Genomic DNA, 19,593 nt, shown 5'->3' with positions numbered 1-19,593 from the left:
ATGCCGGCGGAATTCACTTCCGCCGAGCAGATGAAATCAAATAGGGGCCCCCGGCGGGCCCTGGCCCGCTGGGGTATGGCCGCAAAGGCCCGCTACGAGCACCTGACCCGTCTCGTCGAGCTGTACAAGTAATCAAGTTCGCACAAGGGCCCCGGACTTCTGTCCGGGGCCCGTTCTATATGGCGGCCTCTTCAGGGGCCCCGCCGCAGGCGGGGCGCTTTTACCCGCCGGGGCAGAAATTCCGCGGCGGAAAACCGCCAAATTTCCAGTGACAACCGGGTGCGGGAGGGTTATAATGGAGACAGAACTCAGACAGAGGGGGCGGAGCCCATGGAGCGTGCGGAGTGGAAGGAATACCGGGACTGCGTGGCGGCGCTGCTGGCCGCGCCGGAGGTGGCGCGGCTGAAAACCATCCGCCACCACCCGGGGGTGTCCTGCTATGAGCACAGCGCCTTCGTGTCCTATGTGGCCTGGCGGCTGGCCCGGCGGTGGGGGGCGGACGGGGCCCTGGCGGCCCGGGCGGGCCTGCTCCACGACCTGTACCTCTACGACCCCCGCTCCCTGCCCTCCTGGCGGCAGTGCTTCGCCCACCCGGTGGCGGCGGCCAGAAACGCCGCGGCCCTGGAGGGGGCTCTGTCCCCCAAGGAGGAAAACTGCATCCTGGCCCACATGTGGCCCCTGTCCGTCCGGGCGCCCCACAGCCGGGAGGCCGCCGCGGTGTGCCTGGCCGACAAGCTGTGTTCCGTGGCGGAGGTGCTCCACGTCTGGCGGCGGCTGGCCCTGCGGCGGGCGATGCTGTCCCTGGTGAGGTGACAGATGACCGCATTGTGGGGACGGCAGACGGCTGTTTTGTAAAGATCCCGTCAAGAAGGGGCGGAGAAATTGTGCAAGCCTCCTAACCGTGAAAAAATGGGCGGTTTTTTTGAAAATAGCGGTGCATTTTCCGCCCCGCTTTGCTATAATCTTTTTGCAAGAAATCCATTTTTTGAGGAGATGGCGACATGAACGCGACTGGAGCGGTGGTGTTCCTCCCCCGGGAGGGAAACGGCCCGTCCCTGATGCTGGAGGAGCTGCTCTTTGACCCGGCGGCCCGCTGGCTGGCGGAGTCCCTGCGCAGCGCCGGGGTGGAGCGGTTTTTTGTGGTCTGCCACAGTGACGACCGGGAACAGGCCGCGGCCTGCTTCCCCGAGGGCACGGAGCTGGTCACCGGCACCACCGAGGACGCGGTGGGGCAGCTGCTGGCCTTCCTGGACGCCCTGGAGGGCAAGGCGGTGGTGATCACCAAGCCGGTGCTGCTGCGCTGGGACGACGCCAGAACCCTGGTGAACGCGGAGAACGGCGGCGTGCTGGACAGCAAGGACACCGGGGTCTACCGGGTGGATGCCGCCGCCCTGTCCGCCGCCCTGGGCGAGGGCGTGGGCCTGGAGGAGGCCCTGAAGGAGAGGGGCGACAAGTTCAACAGCCGGGGCGTCTGGTTCCAGGGGGCCTATCCCATCCGCTCCGGCTGGGAGGGCCGCGTGGAGGCCGAGCTGGCGGCCCGCCAGATGGGCGCCCACCGGCTGATGATGGCCGGCGTCCGCTTCCTGGCCCCGGATCAGTGCTACATCGGCCCCCGGGTGCAGGTGGGGGCGGGCACCGTGGTGCTCCCCGGCACCATCCTGCGGGGGGAGACCGTCATCGGCAGGAACTGCGAGATCGGCCCCAATACCATGATCCGCGACTGCACCGTGGGGGATAACGTCACCGTCAACGCCTCCCAGCTCAATGAGAGCAGGGTGGACGACGGGGTGAAGATCGGCCCCTTCGCGTACATCCGGCCCAACTGCCATGTGGGCGAGAACGTGAAGGTGGGCGACTTTGTGGAGCTGAAGAACTCCACCATCGGCGCGGGCACCAAGATCTCCCACCTGACCTATGTGGGCGACTCCGACGTGGGGGAGCGGGTCAACTTCGGCTGCGGTACCGTCACCGTGAACTACGACGGCTTCACCAAGTTCCGCACCACCATCGGGGACGACGCCTTCATCGGCTGCAACACCAATCTGGTGGCCCCGGTGAAGGTGGGCGACGGGGCCTACACCGCCGCGGGCTCCACCATCACCGACGATGTGCCCGGCGACTCCCTGGCCATCGCCCGCACCCGCCAGACCGTCAAGAAGCAGTGGGCCGCCAAGCGCCGCGCCCGCCGAAAGTAAAACCGGGCCCGCAACTCCGCGGGCCGGAATATAGAGATAATGTGAGAGGATGTTGTTAAAGAATGATCGCACACGGTAAGGACATCAAGATCTTTTCCGGCACTTCCAACCGTCCCCTGGCCGAGGCCATCTGCAAGGAGCTGGGTACCGAGCTGGGCAACGCCGAGGTGGGCGCCTTCTCCGATGGGGAGAACTTTGTCTCCATCTATGAGACCGTCCGCGGCTCCGACGTGTTCGTGGTCCAGTCCACCTGCTCCCCGGTCAACGACAACCTGATGGAGCTGCTCATCATGATCGATGCCCTGAAGCGGGCCTCCGCCGGGCGCATCACCGCCGTGATGCCCTACTTCGGCTACGCCCGCCAGGATCGCAAGACCAAGCCCCGCGACCCCATCTCCGCCAAGCTGGTGGCCAACCTGATCACCCGGGCCGGCGCCGACCGCGTCCTCACCATGGATCTCCACGCCAACCAGATCCAGGGCTTCTTCGACATCCCCGTGGACAATCTGCTGGGCAACCCCATCTTCACCAACTACCTCCACGACCGCTTCAACGGCAGCGAGGACGACGTGATCGTCGTCTCCCCCGACGTGGGCAGCGTGGCCCGGGCCCGGGCCTTCGCCCAGAAGCTGGGCATGGGCCTGGCCATCGTGGATAAGCGCCGCCAGAAGGCCAACTCCTCCGAGGTCATGAACATCATCGGCGACGTGCAGGGCAAGAAGGTCATCCTCTTTGACGACATGGTGGACACCGCCGGCTCCCTGTGCGGCGCGGCCCAGGCCCTGGTGGAGCTGGGCGGCGCGGTGGACGTGATCGCCTGCGCCAGCCACGGCGTCCTCTCCGGCCCCGCGGTGGAGCGCATCGAGAAGAGCGTCATCAAGGAGCTCTACTTCCTGGACACCGTGCCCCCCAAGGAGGGCGTCAAGTGCGAGAAGATCAAGTACCTCTCCGTGGCCCACATGTTCGCCGAGGCCATCGAGCGCATCTACGAAGAGGTGTCCGTGTCCAAGCTGTTCGTGTAAGAACCGGCGGCTGAACCAAACGAAAACCATAACGGCGAGGGGCGGAGCGTTGCTCCGCCCCTGTTGCCGCGTGGAGGGAAAACCTTGTTTTTTGACAGAAATCGAAGCTCCGGCGCCGAGTGGCTGGTGGTGGGCCTGGGCAACCCGGGCGACAAGTACGAGAATACCCGCCACAACGTGGGCTTTCTCACCGTGGACGAGCTGGCCGAGCGGGCGCGGGTGCCGGTGCAGAGGCTGAAGCACCGCGCCCTCACCAACACCGTGGAGCTGGGGGGCGCCAGGGTACTGCTCATGAAGCCGGTGACCTATATGAACCTGTCCGGCGAGGCCGTGGGGGAGGCCGCCCGGTTCTACAAAATCCCCCCCGAGCGGGTGCTGGTCATCTCCGACGACGTGTCCCTGCCCATCGGCAAGCTGCGTATCCGCAAGGGCGGCTCCGCCGGGGGGCACAACGGCCTGAAAAGCATCATCCAGCACCTGGGCACCGACCAGTTCCCCCGGATCAAAATCGGCGTGGGGGAGAAGCCTCACCCCGATTACGATATGGCCGACTGGGTGCTCTCCAAATTCACCGGGGAGGATCTGAAAACCATCCAGGTGGCGGTGAAAAAGGCTGCCGACGCCGTGGCGTGCTATCTCGAAAACGGCCCCGACAAGGCCATGAACCGGTTTAACGGCTAGGGGACGTCAACTGCCGGGCCCGTGGCGCGCGACGACCCCGGCGCGCGTGTCAACAGCCATGGCCTGTAGGGGCGGATATCATCCGCCCGCCTGGTGGAGGCCCGGCCTCCGGCGAGCGCCTACGCGGCGGGCGCCCCGCTTTTGATGTCAAAAGCGGGGGGAAAACCAGCAGGGCGGGGAATTTCGATTTCCACGGGTTAAGGTGGCTACGCCTGGATTGCTTTTGGGCTAAAACGTGCCACCGGCACGTTTCTTAACGCCCAAACGCCCTGCACCCACCCCTTGAAACGACCAAGAAGGGGGAATTGCGATTCCCCCTTCTTGGAACTTCCCCCAAGCTGTTCTACAGGTAATTCACCGGCGGCGAAGGCTTACTTCGTAACGCCCCCTCGGCTCGGGACGGGCGACCGCAGGTCGCCCCTACGGATCATTACCATAGCCGCCAGAGTTTTTCAGAGGCAAGGCACCGACGGCGGCCCGGCGGGCCAAGCCAGTACAGCGCAGCGACTATCAGGGCTTGCAGGGTAATCCCGATGCGTGCTGCCCAAGGCGCGGCGTCGTCGGCCCAAGCTACGGATCGTTCGCTTCCGGGCAGGCCCGAAAGCTCATTCCCTCCGCTGGGCCTCCTCTCCCCACCGAACCCGCTTCGCTGGGCTTCGGCGGGGGCCCCAATTACCGCAAGCGCCAGCCAATAGGGCGGGCGGCAATGCACGCCCGGTCTTTGCCCTGTCCGTACAACCCACCGCCGCCATGAACCCCCGTTTCGGGGGGTGCCGGGGGCACACCCCCGGCCCCTTCTTTTCCCCCATTTCTTTGGGAAGAAATGGGGGCCCCGGCCGGGCAGGCCCCCGCCGGGAGGCCGAGCCTCCACCGGGCGGGCGGATACTATCCGCCCCTACAGGGCACGGCAGTTGCCACCCGCCGTGTAGGCGTGTTCCACGGGGGAGCTCCCAGTGAATGGTCAGAGGATGGCAGGGCGCGCCGAGTCGTCGCGCCCCACGAGGTCAGTGGTTGCGGGGGCAAACGGGCGGATACCCGCCGGGAATGCTCTGGCGCTGGCCGTTACAGATCCTTTGCCCTCATCTTGTCCAGCGCGGCCTTTTCGTGCTTGGCGGATTTGGCATATCCCACTGCCCACACGATCACAATGGCGATGACGCAGAGGCTCCCCGTGGCAATATATTCCGTCGTTTTTCCCGCAAGGCTGATGAAGACGAACAGTGCCGCCATGGCTGCCGGCAGAACGGCGCCCAGCAGTTTCCTTTTCCGAAGGCCCAGATGGAACTGCACGGCCAGGATTACAAAAGTCAACAGGAGTACAAGCAAGGCTCTCATATCGGATGCCCCTTTCGTGAATGGATAACTTATGGCTTTGTGCGTTACAGATCCTTCGCCTTCATGCGCTCCAGCTCTTTTTTCCTGGCGGCCTGATGGCCCTCCAGCCAGATGAGCAGGAGAATGGCGGTGGGGAAGAGCAGCATCTTCCAGTCCTCCGCCGGGCGGATCGCGCCGTTTGCCAGCAGGAAAATCAAGATGGCAACCCACAGGGCGGGGACAATGCCGCCCAGATACCAGTACCTGGGCCTTCTCCGGGAGGCCCAGATGTGGAACACGGTAATTGCCGCGGCGGCGGCCAGGGTAAGCAGCGGATTCATGCGTCTGCCTCCTTTTCTCTCTGATATCTGTCGATGATGAGCTTCGCGGTGTCCAGATCCACCCGCCCGTCTACGGCCAGGCCCTTGATGAAGGCGGAGAAGGGCTCCTCCTTCTGCTGGTCGCTCAGCTCGATTTTCTGGATGAGCTTGTCCAGCCGCAGCCGGACGGTGGGGTAGGAGACCCCGTAGAGCCGCGCAATCTCCTTCAGGGAGCCCGATTTCAGGACAAAGTTTTTCAGGAAGGCTATGTCCTCCGGCTCCAGCGCCAGGAGCCACTGCGGGAGTTTGTCCAGTTCCAATGCTCTGCTCCTTTCTGATTGACTTTAACTATATTTAGTATAACATGAATAAAATTAAAGTCAATCGAAAAGTATAAATGAATTTATTAAGATTGTAACGGCGGCTGTATCCGTCGTAAACAGGAGTCCCTGCACCTATAGTTTCCAAAATTTTCTATTTAGAGGTGTCCCATGAAGCCGCTTCTCTCAGCCCTTAATGATATCCCCGAATATCGCTCCCTGCTGGCGGCCATCGACGGCGGGGCCTGCCCGGCGGCCCTGTCCGGCCTGTCGGCGGTGCACCGGGCCCACTTTGCCGCCGGCATACGCCAGGAGACCGGCCGGCCGGTGGTGGTGGTGTGCGCCGACGAGGGGGAGGCCGAGCGGATGACCAGGGATCTGGCCGCCCTGTCGGGGGAGGAGGTGCGCACCCTGTCCGCCCGGGAGTTCACCTTCCACAACGCCGCCGTGGTGTCCCTGCAGTACGAGCACCGACGGCTCTCCGTCCTCCGGGCCCTGGCGGCGGGGGAGTGCCCCCTGCTGGTGTGCACGGCGGAGTCCGTCCTCCAGCGCACCCTGCCCAAGCCCCTGCTGGAAAAGGCCTCCCGGGTGCTGCGCATGGGGGAGAGCCACGACCTCAACCAGCTGGCCGAGACCCTCACCGCCGCGGGCTACACCCGGTGCGAGCAGGTGGAGGGCGCTGGCCAGTTCGCCCTGCGGGGCGGCATCCTGGACTTCTTTTCCCCGTCCCAGGCCAAGCCCGTGCGGGTGGAGTTCTTCGGCGACGAGATCGACGCCATGGGCCTCTTCGACCCGGACACCCAGCGGCGGGTGGAGAACATCGGCACGGCGGAGATCCTCCCCGCCGCCGAGGTGCTGCCCCAGCTCTCCCCCGGGGGCTTCGCGGGCCTGGTGGAGCTGCTGGACGGCGTCATTTCCCGGGCAAAGCGCCGCAAGGGGAGCGACAAGCTGCTGACCAGCCTGGCGGAGGACCGGGAGAAGCTGGCCAGCGGCCTCACCTTCCCGGCCATGGATCGCTACATGGCCCTGATCTATCCCCAGATGGCCACGGCGGCGGACTACTTCCCGGCCGACGCGGTGGTGGTGCTCAGCGAGAGCCCCCGGGTGGCGGAGCGGGGGAAGAACTACCTGTGGCAGCTCAACGAGGACGCCAAGACCCTGATGGAGCGGGGGGAGCTGGCCGGGGAGCTGGCGGAGTTCGCCCGCACCTTTGAGGAGCTGGCCGAGGTGCTGGACGCCTGGCCGGTGTGCTACCTGGACGCCTTCACCTCCTCCCGGTACCCCCGGCGGCCCCGGACGCTGCTCAACCTGCTGGCCAAGCAGCTGCCCTCCTACGGCGCCAGCCTGGAGACCGCCGTGTCCGACCTGGCCCACTATGTCTCCGACGGCTTCCGCACCGTGGTGCTGGTGGGCAGCGAGCAGCGGGCCCTGAACCTCCAGGCCCTCCTGCGGGAGCAGGGGCGCAAAACCGCCGTGGACTTCCAGCTCCACGATCTGCCCGCCCACGGCCAGGCGGTGATCGCCGTGGGCGGCCTCACCGCCGGCATGGAGTACCCGGTGGGGCGGCTGGCGGTGCTCACCGAGGGCCAGTCCATCCTGGGCAAGAAGCGGAAATCCAAGCCCGTCACCAACCGGCAGAAGCTGGACTCCTACGCCGACCTGTCCCCCGGCGACCTGGTGGTCCATGAGCACCACGGCGTGGGCCGCTTTCTGGAGATGACCAAGATGACGGTGGACGGGGTGGAGAAGGACTACGTCAAAATCGCCTACGCCGGGGCGGACGTGCTCTACGTCCCCGCCACCCAGCTGGATCTGGTGAGCAAGTACATCGGCTCCGGCGAGGACGCCAACGAGACCAAGAAGCTGTCCAAGCTGGGGGGCACCGACTGGGAGAAGGCCAAGACCCGGGCCAAGAAGGCGGTGAAGGATCTGGCAAAGGGCCTCATCCAGCTCTACGCCCAGCGGCAGCGGCAGCCCGGCTTCGCCTTCTCCCCCGACTCCCCCTGGATGAAGGAGTTCGAGGACGAGTTCGAGTACGCCGAGACCGACGACCAGCTGCGCTGCATCGAGGAGATCAAGCGGGACATGGAGCAGCCCCGGCCCATGGATCGCCTGCTGTGCGGCGACGTGGGCTACGGCAAGACGGAGGTGGCCTTCCGGGCCATCATGAAGTGCGTGCTGGACGGCAAGCAGGCCGCCGTCCTGGTGCCCACCACCGTGCTGGCCCGGCAGCACTACCTGTCCGCCAAGCAGCGGTTTGCCAAGTACCCGGTGGAGATCGACGTGGTGAGCCGCTTCCGTACCGCCGCCCAGATGAAGGACACCCTCCGCCGGCTGGCGGCGGGGCAGATCGACCTGCTCATCGGCACCCACCGGCTCTTCCAGAAGGACGTGCAGTTCAAGGATCTGGGCCTGCTGGTCATCGACGAGGAGCAGCGCTTCGGCGTGGCCCACAAGGAGAAGCTGAAGGAGCTGTCCCGGCAGGTGGACGTGCTCACCCTCTCCGCCACCCCCATCCCCCGCACCCTGAACATGGCCCTGTCCGGCATCCGGGACATGAGCACTCTGGAGGAGCCCCCCCTGGACCGGCAGCCGGTGCAGACCTACGTGCTGGAGCACGACTGGGGCGTGCTCTCCGACGCCATGCGGCGGGAGCTGGAGCGGGGCGGCCAGGTGTTCTACCTCCACAACCGGGTGGAGACCATCACCCGCACCGCCGCCAGGATCAAGGAAATGCTGGGGGAGGACACGGCGGTGGCGGTGGCCCACGGCAAGATGAGCCAGGAGGAGCTCAACGATGTCATGACCCGCATGAGCGACGGGGAGATCGACGTGCTGGTGTGCACCACCATCATCGAGACCGGCATCGACATCCCCAACGTGAACACCCTGATCATCGAGGACGCCGACCACATGGGCCTGGCCCAGCTCCACCAGATCCGGGGCCGGGTGGGCCGCTCCACCCGGCGGGCCTACGCCTACCTCACCTACCGCCGGGGCAAGGTGCTCACCGAGGTGGCCTCCAAGCGGCTGGGGGCCATCCGGGAGTTCGCCGAGTTCGGCTCCGGCTTTAAGATCGCCATGCGGGATCTGGAGATCCGGGGGGCCGGCAACGTGCTGGGGCCGGAGCAGAGCGGCTTCCTGCTCAGCGTGGGCTACGACATGTATCTGAAGCTGCTGGAGGAGGCGGTGCTGGAGGAGCGGGGGGAGAAGCCCCAGCGGCCCACCGAGTGCGCCGCCGACCTGTCGGTGGCAGCCTCCATCCCCGACCGGTACGTGCCCTCCCCGGAGCAGCGGATGGATCTCTACCGCCGCATCGCCGCCATCCGCAGCGAGGCGGACGCCGACGACGTGGTGGATGAGCTCATCGACCGCTACGGCGACCCGCCCAGGACGGTGAACAACCTGATCTCCGTGGCCCTGCTCCGGGCCCACGCCGCCGACAACGGCATCTCCGAGATCAGCCAGAAGGGCACCAACCTGAACTTCTACCTGGACGGCTTCGACCTCCAGCGGGTGAGCGCCCTGTGCGCCATGGAGAAGTACAAGTCCCGTCTGCTCTTCTCCGCCGGGGAGAAGCCCTACCTGGCCCTCCGGCTGAAAAAGGGGGAGGACGCCTTGAAGTTCGGCCGCAAGCTGGTGGAGGACTACGCCGCCACCGCCCCCAGGGAGAGCGCCTGACTAGGCTCAGAAAAATACGGCCCGGCGCACGGAATGCTCCGCGCGCCGGGCCTTTTGCTAGGGCTTGTTTGAAACATGTCAACATGCCCCATCGGCGGGCCTTTTGCCCCCTGGACGGCGCAATTTTTCCTTGAAATCCGTCAGGATTCCTGCGAAAAAATTGCTTGCCAGCGGCCCAAAATCCCTCGCCGCTGGACACATCGCCAATGTTCAAACAAGCCCTAGTCCGACAGGGTGAAGAAGTTTTCCACCCGATCCTTTTTGTCAAACACGTTGTTGTAGAGCAGCACCTTGTAGTCCTCAATGGCCCCGTCCAGCTCCTCCGGCAGGGCGGCGTTCTCCCCGTACCAGTTCCCCTGGGCGTCCCCGATGCCCACGGTGTTGATCACCGGGGCGGTCTCCCACAGCTGGGAGAGGAACTTCTGATACCCGGTCATGGGCAGGTTGGCGGTGTCCATCAGCAGGGCGGACAGGTAGTTGAGGGACAGCTCCACCCCCTGGGCCTCCGGGATGTCGTAGTTGGCCCACAGCACGAAGGGCACCATCTGCTTCTTCTGGGCGTCGGCAGTGTCGGGGTTGGTGCCCAGCACGTCGGTGTAGAAGTTGGTGGCAACCTGGGGCTGGTGGTCGCCGAACAGGAGGATCATGGTGGGCTCCTCCACCTGGGAGAAGTAGTCGATCAGATCCCCGAAGGCCTGGTCGCTCTGGTACACCAGGGAGAGGTACTGGTTCACCGTCTGGAAGCGGTTTTCCAGCTCCCCGGTGAGCCACACCTCCTTGGGCAGGTTCGTCCACGCCATCTGATAGGCGGAGTGGTTCTGCATGGTCACGTTGAAGAGGAACAGGGGCTGCCCCTCCTCCTTCTCCTCGTACCAGCGGATCAGGTTCTCATAGTCGCACCGGTCGGTGACGTAGCCGGTGCGCTCGTCCCCCCGCATGTACGCCCGATCCTGGAAGTCGCTCTCGAAATAGACCTCATCGAAGCCGTAGTCGGCATACACCGTGGGCCGGTTCCAGCCGGAGGAGCGGTAGGGGTGGGCGGCGATGGTGGTATACCCCAGGGCCTCCATCTGGCCCACCAGGGAGGGGTCGCCGGGGGAGACGTACATCTGGTAGGGCACCGTGCCGGCGGGGAGGAAGGCGGTGGTGTTGCCGGTGAGGAACTCGTACTCCGAGTTGGCGGTGGTGCCGCCGAACACGGAGGAGTAGGCGTAGCCCTTGATGGTGTTGTCCGTCAGGGAGCGGAGGAAGGGCATGGCGTCCATATTGCTCTCCACCCCGGGGAGGACGGAGAGATCGGAGAGGGACTCGTTCATGATCACGATCACGTTCACCGGCCGGGTGCCCCCGTCCGCCGAGGCCGCCGCATCGGCGGCGTCGCTGGGGTTCTCCCCGGCCAGGGCCGCCAACGTCTCCTGGGAGTAGCTGTCCGGCTTCTCCACCTTCATGTACTTCAGGCACACGGTGAAGTTGAGCACCAGGCCGTTGCCCCGGGTCGTCCACATGGAGGGCTCGATGCCCAGGCCCTCCACCCAGCCGGTGCCGAAGAAGGCCGCCAGGAACACCGCCGTCCCCGCCGCCGCGGGGGCAAAGCCCCGCCAGTCGAAGAGCCGCTTCTCCTCCCTGGGCAGGAAGGACAGGAGCACCAGCACCGCCGCGAAGATGCCGATGGTGAGCCACTGCATGGAGTCGGGGCGGTAGTCGTAGTTGCCCGCCACGTTGGCGGCGGTGCGCAGGGTGAGGAAGTCGCCGGGGAACAGGGTACGGCCCCGGAAGGAGATTAAGTAGTGGTTTGCCATGCCCAGGCCCCAGGCGATGCCGAAGGCCCACTTGGCCGCCGCCGCCCGCCGCCGGCGGCGGACGAAGTAGAACACCAGCTCCAGCAGGTAGTACCAGGCCAGGTTGAGGGCAATCTGGACGGGGGTGAAGTCGTCCCAGCTGTTGTAGTTCAGATACTCCACCAGCACGAAGGCCAGCACGGGGAGGAGGAGCAGCAGGGCCCGGCCCGTCCAGGCCAGCTGCCGCTCCGCGAGCGGGAGCTTGGGCCAGCGGAGGCGGCGTTTTTTGCTGCGGGGTGTTTCTACGGTGTAAGTCATGGGTCGGTGTCTCTGCCTTTACAAGAAGTTTACGTAAACCCTATTGTAGCAGAAAAGAGCGAAAGTGCAACGCACTTTCGCTCTTTTTAATGGAATCTTCATGGTGGAGTGCTGCGGCTGTCAGATTTCGGAGGGAAGGAAAGTGTGAAAGGGAACCGTCAGGGTTCCCTTTCGCGTCCAGTCAAAACGACTTTTTGATCCATCAAAAAGTCCGGCAGCCCACCCGAAAGCACGGAAGGGCTTTCGGGTGGGCTGTGCAACGCACTTTCGCTCTTTTTAATGGAATCTTCATGGTGGAGTGCTGCGGAAGTCAGGCGGTCTCGCCCTCCTCCTTCACCTCGCGGATGAGGATAAAGGGGGTCAGCTCCCGGGACTGGCCCGCCGGGTTGTCCCGGATCAGGCCCTTGAGGGTCTCGTCGTCCAGGGTGATGGAGGAGGCCTTGCCCAGGATCTCCACGTTCAGGTCGTTGGCGTCCACGATCATGGCCTGCACCCCGGTGGCGGCCTCGATCTCGTCGCACACCTTGCCGGGGTTCTCCGGGATGCGGATGCCGAACTCGCCGTACTCCTGGAACTCGTGGTCGTAGAAGCCGTCCAGGCCGGACACCTCCTGGCCCACCATCTCGTAGAACACGCCCCGCTTGCCGAACAGCTTGCCGAAGCCGGCGCAGATGGCCGCCCAGATCACGAACAGGGCCCCCCGCTCATTGATGGCGAACTGCATCTTGTAGGGGCTGTCCACCCCGATGCCGGCGGAGGAGTGGGAGGCGAACCGGGACAGGAACCGGGCCAGCCAGCCCACCTTCATGTCCTTCTTGTACACCACCCGCTTCTGGCACAGGCCGATGATCTTTTCGCTGGAGGAGAGGAGATCCCCCGGCTGCCACACCGGCTTGACGTACTTCTCCACCAGCTCCACATAGCTCTCGCCCACCTGCACGAAGTGGGTCTGAATGGCGTGGCGGGCGTAGGTCTTTCCGTTTACCTCTATGGTGACGCTTTTTCCCTCGTTTGCGCGGAATTCCATGGCAAAACCTTCTTTTGTGTTTGATGTCCCCCCTATTATAACCACCCGGGAGACAATGTGCAACACAAAGTTTCGCCGGGGCACCCCGGGGGGCACCCAGGCAGTTGGATGGCGCGCCGAGGTCGTCGCGCCCCACGGGTTGGTGGATACGCAGGCAAGCGGGCGCACACATAGGTGCGCCCCTACGGATGGCTGCCGCAACTGCCCCGATATTTCAGCGGCATGGCACCGGCGGCGGCCCGGCGGGCCAGGCCGGTACAGCGTGGCAATGATCAGGGCTTGCGGAGTGATCGATGCGGGCCGCCCAAGGCGCGGCAGCGCCTGTGACGGGCACAAAAAAGGAACCGGGCGTGGATGCACGCCCGGCTCTTGCCTTCTCTGTACAGCCTGCCGCCGCCATGAGCCCCCGTACTGGGGGGCCCAGGGCGGGCGAAGCCCCCCGGCCCTTCTTTCTCCCCATTTCTTCGGGAAGAAATGGGGGCCCCGGCCGGGCAGGCCCGTCCCGCGAGGGGCACCCCGGTGTGAGAACGTGGAGCCCCTCATCCGCCCCAGTGTGCGCACTGGGGCACCTTCCCCCTGTGGGGGGAAGGCTTCGGGCGGAGGATATCCGCCCCTGCGGGCTCGGCGGTTGATACGCGCGCCGGGGTCGTACCCCAGGGCACCTTCTCTTGCCCCGTTGGGGCAATTCACCTTGTCGCGCGCCACGGCCGGTGGTGCCGGGGCTGCCGCCCTCGGCGGCCCGTTCCGCCTTGCAGGGAGTCGGACGGCGCGTCAGGGATGCCGCGCCCTGCTGCCGGGGAACCGCGGCCGTTCTCAGATCCCCTCGTTCTGGGGGATTTTGGGCAGGGAGTCGAAGCCCTTCTGGAGATCCTCGTCGGTGGGAATATAGTCGCTCATCTTGCCGCTGAGATAGTTCTCATAGGCGGTCATGTCGAAGTAGCCGGTGCCGGTGAGGCCGAAGAGGATGGTCTTGGCCTCGCCGGACTCCTTACATTTCAGGGCCTCGTCGATGGCGCCCCGGATGGCGTGGGCGGACTCGGGGGCGGGGAGGATGGTCTCCCGTTTGGCGAAGAGGACGGCGGCCTCAAAGACCCTGGTCTGCTCGTAGGCCACGGCCTCCATATGCCCGTCGTGGTAGAGCTTGGAGAGGATGGGGCTCATGCCGTGGTAGCGCAGGCCGCCGGCGTGGTTGGCGGAGGGGATGAAGCCGCAGCCCAGGGTGTACATCCGGGCCAGGGGGGTGACCCTGCCAGTGTCGCAGAAGTCGTAGGCGTACTTGCCCCGGGTGAAGGAGGGGCAGGAGGCGGGCTCCACCGCCACGATGCGGGGGTTCTTCACCCCCCGGAGCTTGTCGGCCATGAAGGGGGCGATCAGCCCGCCCAGGTTGGAGCCGCCGCCGGCGCACCCCACCACCACGTCGGGGTACTCGCCCAGCTGCTCCATGGCGATTTTGCTCTCCAGGCCGATGATGGACTGGTGGAGCAGCACCTGGTTGAGCACGCTGCCCAGCACATAGCGCTTGGTGCCGCCGCTGTTCAGGGCGGCCTCCACCGCCTCGGAGATGGCGCAGCCCAGGCTGCCGGTGGTGTCCGGCGTCTCGGCCAGAATCTTGCGGCCGATGTCGGTGGTGGGGGAGGGGGAGGCGGTCACCTGGGCGTCGAACACCCCCATCACCGCCTTGCGGAAGGGCTTCTGCTCATAGGAGCACTTGACCATATACACGTCGCAGGTCAGGCCGAAGTAGCTGCACGCCTCGGCCAGGGCGGTGCCCCACTGGCCCGCGCCGGTCTCGGTGGTGACACCGGTGAGGCCCTGCAGCTTGGCGTAGTACGCCTGGGCCACGGCGGAGTTGAGCTTGTGGGAGCCGGAGGTGTTGTTGCCCTCAAACTTGTAGTAGATCTTCGCCGGGGTGTCCAGGGCCTTCTCCAGCTCATAGGCCCGCACCAGCGGGGAGGGGCGGTACATCTTGTACACGTCCCGGACGGGCTCCGGGATGTCCACGTACTCGGTGGCGCCGTCCAGTTCCTGCCGGGCCAGCTCCTCACAGAAGATGGGGGACAGATCGTCCACCCCCAGGGGCTGGAGGGTGCCGGGGTGGATCAGGGGGTCGGGCTGCCCGGGCATGGCGGCGCGCAGGTTGAACCATCTCTGGGGCATCTGGTCTTCGGTCAGGTACAGGCGGTGGGGAATCTTCGTCATGTTCATACACTCCTTTTTGCCGTTGTGCGGGGGAGGAGGGCATGAAAAAAGCCCTCGTCCCATCTTCTTCTCTGGGACAAAGGCCAAGACCTCTGCGGTGCCACCCGGATTGACGTATGCCAAGCACACGCCCGCTCACTTTCGCATGCCGACCAGCACGCGCTCCCCTGATAACGGGCGGAGTCCCCGTCTCGCTACTGAGCCTGCGGCCGTTCGCCATGCCCTCGGAAGTCCATTCACCCGGACGCCGCCTGCCGCGATCCCACCACCCGCGGCTCTCTGAGAGGCCTTGATACCGGACTACTCCTCTTCGTCATTGGTTTACCGATTTAATTTGCTACAGTATAACGGCGGCGGCCCGGTTTGTCAAGCCCTTTTTTTGTAAAATTTGGGCCGGGGGATTTAACCGGATTTTAATGGAAAGCATCTTTTGCACCCCCGCCCGGCCTGGTATACTGAAGGGCACAAAGGCAAAGGAGGTACCAATGATGAGACAAGTTCGAGGGGCGGCCGCCGCATTGGCGCTCTTGCTGCTGGCCGGGTGCGGGGGAGCCCCGGCGGAGGAGACCCCCGCTGTGTCCGGGACGGAGCCCCCGGCGGGGCAGATCACCCTCTGCGGGGAGATCCACGGCAATGCCGCCATTATGGAGTACGAGGCGGAGCGGTGGAAGGAGTGCTACGACCAGGGCATGCGGCATCTGTTTGTGGAGCTCCCCTACTACACGGCCCAGTGGCTCAACCTGTGGATGGACGCGGAGGACGACGGGATCCTGGAGCAGCTCCACCAGGACTGGGAGGGCACTTACGCCTCCGGCGCCGAGACGCTGGACTTTTACCGCACCGTCAAGGAACAGTGCCCGGAGACGGTGTTTCACGGCACCGACGTGGGCCACCAGTACGACAGCACCGGGGCCCGCTACCGGGACTATCTGGAGGAACAGGGCCTGACGGACACGGAGGACTACCGCCTGACCCTGGAGGCCATAGAGCAGGGGGAGACCTTCTATCGTGCGGAGGACGACGCCTACCGGGAGAACACCATGGCGGCCAACTTCATCCGGGAGTTCGACGCCCTGGACGGGGAGAGCATCATGGGCATCTATGGCGCGGCCCACACCGACCCGGACGCCGTGGCGGATTCCGCCGGCACCGTCCCATCCATGGCCGCCCAGCTGAAGGAGCGGTACGGGGACGCCCTCCACTTGGAGGACATCTCCTGGATGGCCTGGGAGCCCCAGGGGACGGACACCCTCACCGTGGCGGGGAAGGCGTACCAGGCGTCCTGCTTCGGGGAGGAGGACATCTCCGGCTGGACTGAGGACTACCAGTCCCGGGCCTTCTGGCGGCTGGAGGGGGCCTATGAGGACTTCAAAGACTGCCCCGAGGGCGGCGATGTGCTGCCCTATAACAACTATCCCATACCCATCGAGGCCGGGCAGGTATTCGTCATCGACTACACCCGGAAGGACGGCACGTCAGAGCGGAAGTATTACCGCTCCGACGGGGAGGTTTGGAACGGCATGGACTGCACCACGGAGTTTATCCCGGAATAGAGGCAAAAAAAGGCCGGGGGCCGCCGATCCGGCGGCCCCGGCCCCAGCCTGTCGAAAGACCTCCCGCGAAGGAGGGCCTCGCAGAGTTCCTGCGGCCGCAGCCGCAGGAATCAAATCAAAATCCGTCATTTCCGGCGACATGTGCGTCGGAAATGACACTTCTCATGGCGGAAGGGGCGACAATTTCGCAAGAAATCGAGTCCCTTCCGCCATGCAATTTTTCTCGAAAAAGTGGCGAAGTCACTTTTTCGAGAGCCTGAGGCCGGGGGACAGCCAGATTGGCTGTCCCCCGGCACTTCCTTACTTCAGATGGGAGAAATCGTGCCGCTTTTTGCGGGCGTGGTAGTGGGTGTGGAGCAGGTCGTGGGCCCGGCTGGACAGGGGCGCGCCGAAGAACTCCTCGTAGATGGTTTTGATCTCCGGGTTCTCGTGGCTCTTGCGCAGGGGGAGGCTCCGGTCGATCTCGTACAGGGCCTGGATGCGGGCGTCCCGGACGGCGTTGTTGGTGCCGATGGGCTGTCCGCCGCCGCCGATGCAGCCGCCGGGGCAGGCCATGATCTCGATGAAGATGTAGTCGGCCTCGCCGCTCTCCACCCGGCGGATGATCTCCTCGGCGTTCTTCAGGCCGTTGGCCACCGCCACCTTCAGGGGGGTGCCGTCCAGGTCGATGACGGCCTCCTTGATGGCGTTGACGTCGCCCCGCACGGCGTCGAACTCCAGGCGGGGCAGGGTCTTGCCGGTGTGAAGCTCATAGGCGGTGCGCAGGGCGGCCTCCATGACGCCGCCGGTGGCGCCGAAGATGGCCCCCGCGCCGGAGCCGATGCCCAGGGGGGAGTCGAACTCGCTGTCGGGCAGGTCGGACAGGTTCAGGCCCACGTAGCGGATGAGCTTGGCCAGCTCCCGGGTGGTGAGGACGTAGTCCACGTCCTGATAGCCGTCCCGGCCCAGCTCGGGCCGGCTGGCCTCGTACTTCTTGGCGGTGCAGGGCATGACGGAGACGCTCACCACGTCGTGGGGATCCCAGCCCATCTTCTGGGCATAGTAGGTCTTGGCCACGGCGCCGAACATGCCCTGGGGGCTCTTGGCGGTGGACAGGTTGTCGATGAGCTCCGGATGGTGCTTCTCCATATAGGTGACCCAGCCGGGGGAGCAGGAGGTGATCATGGGCAGCCTGCCGCCGTTTTTGATGCGCTCCAGCAGTTCGCTGCCCTCCTCCATGATGGTGAGGTCGGCGGAGAAGTTGGTGTCGAACACCTTTTCAAAGCCCAGCATCTTCAGGGCGGTGACCATCTTGCCGGTGACGATGGCGCCGCTCTCCAGGCCGAACTCGTCGCCCAGGGCCACCCGGACGGAGGGGGCCACCTGCACGATCACGTGCTTGGAGGGATCCTGGATGGCGGCGGAGACCTCGTTGGTGTAGTCGGTCTCCACCAGGGCGCCCACCGGGCACACCAGGGTGCACTGGCCGCACAGGACGCAGTCGGTCTCGTCCATGGGCAGGTCGAAGGCGGTGGTGACCTTGAAGTCGGCGGAGCGGCTGGAGTAGGTCAGGGCGGTGCAGCCCTGCACCTCGGCGCACACCTTCACGCAGCGGCCGCACTTGACGCACTTGGAGGGATCCCGGACGATGGAGGGGTTGTCGATGCGCAGCGGCTCATTGGAGGAGATGTCGGGCAGCTCCGGGTGGAGCCGGTTGAACCGGCGGCAGAGATCCTGCAGCTCACAGGTGCCGTTGCGGGCGCAGGACAGGCAGTTGGTCTTGTGGTCGGCCAGGATCAGATCCAGCACGCCGGTCTGGGCGTCATACACCTTCTTGGAGTCGGTGATGACCTCCATGCCCTCCCACACCACGGTGGAGCAGGCGGCGGTGAGCTTGCGGGAGCCCACCACCTCCACCATGCACATCCGGCAGTGGGCCTTGATGGTCTGATCCGGGTGGTAGCACAGGTGGGGGATGTCGATGTTGAGCATCTTGGCCGCCTCGATGACCCGGGTGCCCGCGGGCACCTCCAGGGGCTGGCGGTTGACGGTGATATGTACCATTTCGCTCATCGGACGGCGACCTCCTCTTTCACGGCAAAGACTTCCGGGAAACGCTTCATGCAGGACAGCAGGGCGGACTGGGCCGTCTCGCCCAGGCCGCACAGGGACGCGCTGGACATGATGTCGGCAAACTTCTTCAGGGTGGCGATGTCCTTCTCCGTGTGGGTGCCGGCGGCCACCTTGTCCAGCAGCAGGGAGATGTGGCGGTTGCCCTCCCGGCAGGGGGTGCACTGGCCGCAGCTCTCGTGGGAGAAGAACTCCTGGGTCATGCGCAGGAAGCCGATGACGCTGGTGCGCTCGTCCACCACCAGCACCGCGCCGGAGCCGATGGCGGTGAGGTCGGCCTGCCGCATGCCCTTGTAGGTGTAGGGGGTGTCCAGCTGGGCCGGGGAGCAGATGCGGCCCGAGGCGCCGCCCAGCTGCACCAGGCGCAGGGGGTACTCGTCGTTCTCCATGCCCCCGGCCAGGTCGTAGACGATCTCCCGGATGGTGATGCCGAAGGGCACCTCAAACACGCCGGGGTGCTTCACGTTGCCGGACACGGAGATCATCTTGGTGCCCGGGCAGTCCGGGGTGCCCTGGCGCTTGTAGTAGCCCTCGTCGTCCATCAGCAGGGGGGCCACCAGGGACAGGGACTCCACGTTGTTGACGCAGGTGGGCAGGTGGAACACGCCGCACTGCTTGATGAAGGGGGGCTTCATGCGGGGCCGGCCGGCGTTGCCGCCGATGGACTCGGCCAGGGCGGAGCCCTCGCCGCACACATAGGCCCCCGCGCCGGAGTACAGGTGGATGCGGTAGTTCAGCCCCGAGCCCAGGATGTTCTCCCCCAGGTAGCCCGCCGCCTCGCACTGGGCGATGGCGGAGAGGATGCGGGGCCGCAGGTGGGAGTACTCCTCCCGCATGTAGATGTAGCCGTTGTCCGCCCCCACGGCCCAGCCGGCGATGATCATGCCCTCCAGCAGCTGGAAGGGGTCGCGGGTCAGCAGTTCCCGGTCTTTGAAGGTGCCCGGCTCGCCCTCGTCGGCGTTGCACACCACGCACTTGTGTTCCCCCTGCACGTCCCGGGCCTGGCGCCACTTCTTGCCCATGTCGTAGGCCGCGCCGCCCCGGCCCTGGACGCCGTTGGCGGCCAGCACGTCGGC

Annotated in this window: 15 protein-coding genes; 7 read left to right on the top strand and 8 right to left on the bottom strand. The window is 65.5% G+C overall.

Annotated elements, in window-relative coordinates; genetic code table 11:
• The 5 genes from QZ378_RS03885 (at position 1) to pth (ending at position 3,898) form a co-directional block, all read left to right on the top strand.
• A complete protein-coding gene (locus QZ378_RS03885) occupies positions 1-132 on the top strand; it encodes a hypothetical protein (protein WP_291257373.1) in 132 nt (43 codons plus the stop codon).
• A gap of 198 nt (positions 133-330) precedes the next feature.
• Complete coding sequence (locus QZ378_RS03880; protein ID WP_191379778.1) at positions 331-813, top strand: HD domain-containing protein; 483 nt, start codon at positions 331-333, stop codon at positions 811-813.
• 188 nt (positions 814-1,001) lie between these two features.
• On the top strand, positions 1,002-2,195 hold the full coding sequence (locus QZ378_RS03875; RefSeq protein WP_191379777.1) for a DapH/DapD/GlmU-related protein: 1,194 nt from the start codon (positions 1,002-1,004) through the stop codon (positions 2,193-2,195).
• A gap of 62 nt (positions 2,196-2,257) precedes the next feature.
• Positions 2,258-3,217, top strand: a complete 960-nt coding sequence (locus QZ378_RS03870) for a ribose-phosphate pyrophosphokinase (protein WP_087242152.1) — start codon at positions 2,258-2,260, stop codon at positions 3,215-3,217.
• 84 nt (positions 3,218-3,301) lie between these two features.
• Positions 3,302-3,898: an aminoacyl-tRNA hydrolase gene (gene pth, locus QZ378_RS03865; RefSeq protein ID WP_291257372.1), complete on the top strand. Its 597-nt coding sequence runs from the start codon at positions 3,302-3,304 to the stop codon at positions 3,896-3,898.
• Positions 3,899-4,960: 1,062 nt separating this feature from the next.
• Here pth and QZ378_RS03860 read toward each other — a convergent pair.
• The 3 genes from QZ378_RS03860 to QZ378_RS03850 are packed head-to-tail and all read right to left on the bottom strand — an operon-like array spanning position 4,961 to position 5,852.
• Positions 4,961-5,233 carry a hypothetical protein gene (locus QZ378_RS03860; protein ID WP_191529788.1) on the bottom strand — a complete coding sequence of 91 codons (273 nt, stop codon included), beginning with the start codon at positions 5,231-5,233 and terminating at the stop codon, positions 4,961-4,963.
• A 44-nt stretch (positions 5,234-5,277) separates the two neighbouring features.
• Positions 5,278-5,553, bottom strand: coding sequence for a hypothetical protein (locus QZ378_RS03855; RefSeq protein WP_191379774.1), 276 nt, complete (start codon positions 5,551-5,553; stop codon positions 5,278-5,280).
• The gene (locus tag QZ378_RS03850; protein ID WP_291257371.1) at positions 5,550-5,852 is read right to left on the bottom strand and encodes a DUF2089 family protein; all 303 of its coding nucleotides are present in this window, start codon (positions 5,850-5,852) and stop codon (positions 5,550-5,552) included. Before QZ378_RS03850 ends, QZ378_RS03855 begins: the two co-directional genes overlap by 4 nt.
• A gap of 171 nt (positions 5,853-6,023) precedes the next feature.
• Between QZ378_RS03850 and mfd the strand changes: the two genes are divergently transcribed.
• Positions 6,024-9,533, top strand: coding sequence for a transcription-repair coupling factor (mfd, locus tag QZ378_RS03845; protein WP_291257370.1), 3,510 nt, complete (start codon positions 6,024-6,026; stop codon positions 9,531-9,533).
• Positions 9,534-9,754: 221 nt separating this feature from the next.
• Here mfd and QZ378_RS03840 read toward each other — a convergent pair whose 3' ends face one another.
• From QZ378_RS03840 to QZ378_RS03830, 3 genes are all read right to left on the bottom strand, one after another.
• On the bottom strand, positions 9,755-11,629 hold the full coding sequence (locus QZ378_RS03840) for an LTA synthase family protein (RefSeq protein WP_291257369.1): 1,875 nt from the start codon (positions 11,627-11,629) through the stop codon (positions 9,755-9,757).
• Positions 11,630-11,939: 310 nt separating this feature from the next.
• A complete protein-coding gene (locus QZ378_RS03835) occupies positions 11,940-12,656 on the bottom strand; it encodes a F420-0--gamma-glutamyl ligase (RefSeq protein WP_087242140.1) in 717 nt (238 codons plus the stop codon).
• 813 nt (positions 12,657-13,469) lie between these two features.
• A complete protein-coding gene (locus tag QZ378_RS03830) occupies positions 13,470-14,855 on the bottom strand; it encodes a TrpB-like pyridoxal phosphate-dependent enzyme (protein WP_291257368.1) in 1,386 nt (461 codons plus the stop codon).
• Positions 14,856-15,343: 488 nt separating this feature from the next.
• Here QZ378_RS03830 and QZ378_RS03825 point away from each other — a divergent pair, with 488 nt between their 5' ends.
• Complete coding sequence (locus QZ378_RS03825) at positions 15,344-16,408, top strand: hypothetical protein (RefSeq protein WP_291257367.1); 1,065 nt, start codon at positions 15,344-15,346, stop codon at positions 16,406-16,408.
• A 300-nt stretch (positions 16,409-16,708) separates the two neighbouring features.
• Here QZ378_RS03825 and QZ378_RS03820 read toward each other — a convergent pair whose 3' ends face one another.
• Together QZ378_RS03820 and QZ378_RS03815 are read right to left on the bottom strand one after the other, a co-directional pair.
• Entirely contained in the window at positions 16,709-18,460 is a 1,752-nt protein-coding gene (locus QZ378_RS03820) for an NADH-dependent [FeFe] hydrogenase, group A6 (protein ID WP_291257366.1), read from the bottom strand.
• On the bottom strand, positions 18,457-19,593 hold a 1,137-nt coding region (locus QZ378_RS03815), incomplete at its 5' end, for an NADH-ubiquinone oxidoreductase-F iron-sulfur binding region domain-containing protein (RefSeq protein ID WP_291257365.1). The genes QZ378_RS03820 and QZ378_RS03815, both read right to left, overlap by 4 nt.

This window comes from Flavonifractor sp., assembly GCF_019422385.1.
GTDB lineage: Bacteria > Bacillota > Clostridia > Oscillospirales > Oscillospiraceae > Flavonifractor > Flavonifractor avistercoris.
The sequence above is the reverse complement of the archived record's forward strand: the minus strand, read 5'-3'. Positions and strand labels throughout refer to the sequence as shown.

Bases quoted from the DNA above. Each gene is read 5' to 3' on its own strand.
- QZ378_RS03880 (WP_191379778.1), top strand. From the start codon at position 331: ATGGAGCGTGCGGAGTGGAAGGAATACCGGGACTGCGTGGCGGCGCTG.
- QZ378_RS03855 (WP_191379774.1), bottom strand. From the start codon at position 5,553: ATGAATCCGCTGCTTACCCTGGCCGCCGCCGCGGCAATTACCGTGTTC.
- mfd (WP_291257370.1), top strand. From the start codon at position 6,024: ATGAAGCCGCTTCTCTCAGCCCTTAATGATATCCCCGAATATCGCTCC.
- QZ378_RS03885 (WP_291257373.1), top strand. From the start codon at position 1: ATGCCGGCGGAATTCACTTCCGCCGAGCAGATGAAATCAAATAGGGGC.
- QZ378_RS03840 (WP_291257369.1), bottom strand. From the start codon at position 11,629: ATGACTTACACCGTAGAAACACCCCGCAGCAAAAAACGCCGCCTCCGC.
- QZ378_RS03830 (WP_291257368.1), bottom strand. From the start codon at position 14,855: ATGACGAAGATTCCCCACCGCCTGTACCTGACCGAAGACCAGATGCCC.
- QZ378_RS03825 (WP_291257367.1), top strand. From the start codon at position 15,344: ATGAGACAAGTTCGAGGGGCGGCCGCCGCATTGGCGCTCTTGCTGCTG.
- QZ378_RS03820 (WP_291257366.1), bottom strand. From the start codon at position 18,460: ATGAGCGAAATGGTACATATCACCGTCAACCGCCAGCCCCTGGAGGTG.
- QZ378_RS03870 (WP_087242152.1), top strand. From the start codon at position 2,258: ATGATCGCACACGGTAAGGACATCAAGATCTTTTCCGGCACTTCCAAC.
- QZ378_RS03875 (WP_191379777.1), top strand. From the start codon at position 1,002: ATGAACGCGACTGGAGCGGTGGTGTTCCTCCCCCGGGAGGGAAACGGC.
- QZ378_RS03835 (WP_087242140.1), bottom strand. From the start codon at position 12,656: ATGGAATTCCGCGCAAACGAGGGAAAAAGCGTCACCATAGAGGTAAAC.
- QZ378_RS03860 (WP_191529788.1), bottom strand. From the start codon at position 5,233: ATGAGAGCCTTGCTTGTACTCCTGTTGACTTTTGTAATCCTGGCCGTG.